General features: G+C 52.2%; 1 protein-coding gene. It reads right to left on the reverse strand.

What is annotated here, in order from left to right:
* A partial coding sequence (locus FHW88_RS29980; protein ID WP_176629136.1) for a non-ribosomal peptide synthetase occupies positions 1–1,337 on the reverse strand: 1,337 nt, incomplete at both ends.

Genomic DNA, 1,337 nt, shown 5'->3' on the forward strand with positions numbered 1-1,337 from the left:
GCTTCGCGGATACCCTCAAATGCGAGTACAGCGGCTTCGATCTCGCCGAGCTCGATCCTGTAGCCCCTGATCTTAACCTGGTCGTCCATCCTGCCGAGGTATTCGATATTGCCGTCGGCAAGCCAGCGGCCAAGGTCGCCGGTTCGGTAAAGCCGGCCTTCACCGAACGGGTTGTTTACAAAACGCTCCGCGGTCAGCTCTTCCCGGTTCAAATAGCCCCGGCTGACACCTGCACCCCCGATAAAAAGTTCTCCCGGTACGCCTATGGGCTGCGGTTGGCCGGAGCGGTTTAAGATATAACAACATAATGTCGGTATTGGTTTACCGATATTGCTTATTTTTCTAGATATTGCTTCATTATCTATTTCTTTATAGGTAACATGAACAGTCGTTTCTGTGATGCCGTACATATTGATAAGTAGACAATCCGGATATTGTTTTTTCCAGGAGTATAGCTTAGACGGAGATAACGCCTCACCGCCAAAAATCACGTAACGGAGAGCTAAGGTATTGTAATTCGATAAGATCTCCTCCTGTAGAACATAGAATGCTCCCGGGGTTTGATTGAGAACGGTTACTCCTTCGGCTGATATTAGGTTCGCGAATGCTATAACATCCTTTGTCATTTCTTTACTGACGATCACCAAACGCCCACCGTGAAATAGCGCCCCGAAAATCTCCCATACCGAGAAGTCAAAGCAAAAAGAATGAAAAAGAGTCCATATATCTGATGAGGAAAATGAATATAAAGGTGCGTCAGACATGAATAGCCTCACGACATTTCGATGTTCGACGAGTACGCCTTTGGGTTTACCTGTAGAGCCGGAGGTGTATATGACGTAGGCGAGGTTGGCCGGGCCGGCGGCTGTGTCAGGAGGGAAGGATGCTTCGTTGCTGACGGTTTGCCAGTCACCATCGATACTGAGGAGGGTGCCTTTATACTCCCGGAGGATGTGCTTGCTCTGCTCATCGGTCAGGACGATGGTAGCCGCGGTATCCCGGATCATATAGTTTATCCTTTCCTGCGGGTAGTCGGGATCGACGGGGACATAAGCGCCCCCCGCCTTTAGTATTCCCAGCAGGCCGGTCAGCAGGGACATGCTGCGTTCCAGGCAGATGGGAACGAGGGTGTCGGGGCCCACCCCGGCTTTGATGAGGAAATGCGCGAGCTGGCTGGAGAGTTGATCGAGCTGGCGGTAGGTCATCTGCTGGTCGCCGAAGACGACGGCGATTTTTTCGGGCGCGAGCCGGACCTGTTCGGCGAACAGGGTTACGATGGTTTCCCCGCGGGGGTAGTCAACGTCAGCTCCCTGGAAGCGGGTTAATAGCTCATCCTG

Origin of the sequence: Mucilaginibacter sp. SG538B (assembly GCF_013376065.1) — a bacterium.
In the GTDB taxonomy this organism is placed as follows: domain Bacteria; phylum Bacteroidota; class Bacteroidia; order Sphingobacteriales; family Sphingobacteriaceae; genus Mucilaginibacter; species Mucilaginibacter rubeus.